A 3,457-nucleotide genomic window follows, 5' to 3' on the forward strand; every position below is an offset into this window, starting at 1 on the left:
TTTTATTACTTAATTCTTTTTTTTCTTATTGTTTTTTTAGTGAATAAATAGGAAAAGCTGCCGCTGATTATATATGATATTAGAAGTGCAATGAAAATCCCTTTGATTCCTATATATCTTGACATTGTAACAGCCAGTGGTACGCAGATTACAAACATTTGAACAGACGAAAAAAGTGCTGCATAGAAGGGTTTGTTCACAGCATTAAGAATGGATGCATTGTTCAGGAGCATTCCCTGGAATCCATATCCTACAGGTAGAATCGTGAGGTAAAGAATTGTTATTTTATTTACTTCTATATTATCATTGAATAGAGGTGCTATCTTGTCGGCCAGAAATATCATGAGAACAAAAATAAAAATACTGTACTTAAACATAGTCTTCCTGACATAGTTCATTCCTTCAATGATTCTGTAGTCCTTTTTTGCACCATAATTCTGTCCGGCAAAAGGCACCATGACATTTGACATGGCATTGACAAAGGCAAGGAGAAAATATTCAATTTTCGTTCCAACTCCATATCCTGCAACTGCTTCATATCCATATGCAGATATAAGCCTTGTGATTATTCCTACGCTTACAGGAGTAATTATTCTAACAATGGCAGCAGGTATCCCAACATAAAGTATCTGCTTCCAGGATTCATATGCATCCTTTAATTCCCTTATTCTGAATTTCACGACCTTGTCCCTGAATATGAGAACGTATAGAGCCACAGTAAAGGTGATCATCCTGCTAAATACAGTTGCAAGGGCAGCTCCTTTTATACCCATTTCCGGGAAAGGTCCGATGCCGAAAATAAAGAGAGGGTCCAGTATCACATTAACGGTCGCAGCAATGGTCATTATGATGGAAGGTGTCTTAGTATCTCCAAGTGACCTTATAATATTGTTTCCTACCATTGGAACTACAACAAAAGGCATTCCAAGATACCATATGGACATGTATTCCCTTATGTATTCCATAACATCATTACCCGCTCCAAGAAGTGTAAATATCGGATCTATGGTGTTCAATCCAATAATTGTCGCTATAACTACGAAGCAAAAAGACAAAATCAATCCGTCTGTAGACGTCTTTACCAATAATTTGTGATTTCCACTTCCGGCAGCACGAGATACTATTGAAGCCGTTCCTATACCCATTCCAAGCGCTAAGCTGTTTATTATCAAAACAACGGGAAAGGTGAAGGATATGGCTGCCAGCTGGTCCATTCCAAGTCTTCCTATGAAATATGTATCTGTAAGATTAAATATAACAAGACTTAGCATCCCGAATATCATTGGAATGGTAAGCCTGATAATTGTTTTGTCTACTCTGTAATCTGTTAAATTGTTCTTTTCCATATCTGTATTTCACCTCTAAGATTCCATTATTTCATGTTGATGAATCCATGTACTTTATTATTATACCAAAAAAATCGTATATCCACTAGACTGGCTTCCTAAACCCAAAAAAATACGGCCATAAAGGCCGTATTTTGTTTTGTATTCGCTTTGTCTATCTTTTGTATTTCTTCTTGAATTTATCAACACGTCCACCTGCATCAATGAACTTCTGCTTTCCAGTAAAGAAAGGATGACATTCGGAACAAATTTCCACTCTGATCTCATCATCTACAGAACCAGTTTCAAAAGTGTTTCCACAAGCACAGTGTACTTTTACTACTTTGTATTCAGGTTGTATTTCTTTTTTCATGCTTTTTCACCTCTTTCCAAATAAGCTTATATCTAAAATGATACTTTGATTTCTTTTTTTAACACCCTAAGATTATAGCATAGGATGTAGTTTATTTCAATATGTTTTTTGCCTATTCTACTTTTTATTTCTATCCAGATTCATTATCTTCTTTGCATTATCAATGAATTCCATATTGTTTTTAGTGACCGTTAAACCGCTTAGAAATTTCTCGGTTACATAATCAGTCGCATAGTTACTGAGAGCCTTCCTAAGATACCATACAGTTTGAAGCTCGTGCTGGTCAAGTAGAAGATCTTCCCTTCTAGTACTTGACTTGTTGATGTCAAGGGCTGGGAATACTCTTTTTTCAGACAGCTTCCTGTCAAGATGTATCTCCATATTTCCTGTTCCCTTGAATTCCTCGAAAATTACATCATCCATTCTACTTCCAGTCTCTATAAGGGCGGTAGCAAGTATAGTAAGACTTCCACCGTTTTCTATGTTTCTTGCGGCACCGAAGAATCTCTTTGGATTGTGAAGTGCTCCAGGGTCAAGTCCCCCAGACAACGTCCTTCCGGTAGGAGGAATTGTAAGGTTGTATGCCCTTGCAAGCCTTGTTATGCTGTCAAGAAGTATAACTACATCCTTTCCGTGCTCCACAAGTCTCTTTGCCCTTTCAAGTACCATTTCAGCCACCTTTATATGATGCCTTGGCAACTCGTCAAAGGTTGAATATACAACATCTCCCTTTACGGATCTTTGCATGTCCGTAACTTCTTCAGGTCTTTCATCTATAAGAAGTATTATCAACTCAAGTTCAGGGTGGTTTTCAGCTATTGCATTTGCAACACTTTTCATGAGGGTTGTCTTTCCTGCCTTCGGCGGAGCCACTATCATTCCCCTCTGTCCCCTTCCTATAGGAGATATTATGTCCATTATTCTCATGGACAGTCTCATCTGGCTTGTTTCAAGTTTTATCCTTTCATCCGGAAATATAGGTACTAATTTGTCAAAATCAGGTCTTTTCACTGCAGATTCCGGGTTCAGGTCATTTATCTTTTTTACATACAACAATGCATTGTATTTTTCTCCCTGCTTTGCAGGCCTGGTGATTCCACTCACTTTGTCTCCAGTCCTCATCCTGAATCTTCTTATTTGGGATGGAGAAACATAAACATCTTCATCACTGGAAAGGTAGTTGTGTCTTCTCAGGAAGCCGTAGCCATCCATATGAATTTCAAGTATTCCTGTAGCTTCCAGAATCTCATCACTTTTATCAACTTCTTCGTTGAGTCTGTCCGGCAAACTACTCTTGTGCTTTTCCTTTTCATCCTGGATTTTAATCTTCTCCAGATTTTTTTTGATTTCTTCAATCAGTTCACTTTTCTTATATTTGGATATGTTTTGTATTCCCTTCTCCTTGGCCATTACCTTAAGATCAACGAGTTTCATATCCTTTAGTTCATTTATATTCACAGTTTCCTCCTGTGTATAATCGGATGCACAAAAACATCCAATGGTATTTTATTAAATCCATCATTGTACTAATTCATTATTTATTGATGATTATACGAAACAAAGAAACATACTTAAGAAAATTCCCTGACGAAGGATTAATCGCGAGAGTTGTTTACATCTCAGGAAAGTTAAAAATACATAATACCTTGAAACTTTGGTATTATGAGGTTAAGGAAACTTTCCATCGCATCTTAACAACCGCTTTGGTCACTATCTGCTTCACATCTAGCGCGACGATGTCGCTGTGACCGGGTTAACG

Annotated in this window: 3 protein-coding genes; all 3 read right to left on the minus strand. The window is 37.4% G+C overall.

Translation table 11 applies throughout. The features are described from left to right. Window positions 1–5: 5 nt before the first annotated feature. Complete coding sequence (locus AC3AX0_RS09535; protein ID WP_487550059.1) at window positions 6–1,346, minus strand: MATE family efflux transporter; 1,341 nt, start codon at window positions 1,344–1,346, stop codon at window positions 6–8. 154 nt (window positions 1,347–1,500) lie between these two features. Further along, window positions 1,501–1,698, minus strand: coding sequence for a 50S ribosomal protein L31 (gene rpmE / locus AC3AX0_RS09540; RefSeq protein ID WP_487550060.1), 198 nt, complete (start codon window positions 1,696–1,698; stop codon window positions 1,501–1,503). 117 nt (window positions 1,699–1,815) lie between these two features. Beyond that, window positions 1,816–3,156: a transcription termination factor Rho gene (rho, locus tag AC3AX0_RS09545; RefSeq protein ID WP_487550061.1), complete on the minus strand. Its 1,341-nt coding sequence runs from the start codon at window positions 3,154–3,156 to the stop codon at window positions 1,816–1,818. Between the last annotated feature and the right edge of the window lie 301 nt (window positions 3,157–3,457).

This window comes from Dethiosulfatibacter sp. (assembly GCF_983023055.1).

What these genes read in the sequence shown, in the direction of transcription:
- rpmE (WP_487550060.1), bottom strand. Translation starts at nt 1,698, where the DNA reads ATGAAAAAAGAAATACAACCTGAATACAAAGTAGTAAAAGTACACTGT.
- AC3AX0_RS09535 (WP_487550059.1), bottom strand. Translation starts at nt 1,346, where the DNA reads ATGGAAAAGAACAATTTAACAGATTACAGAGTAGACAAAACAATTATC.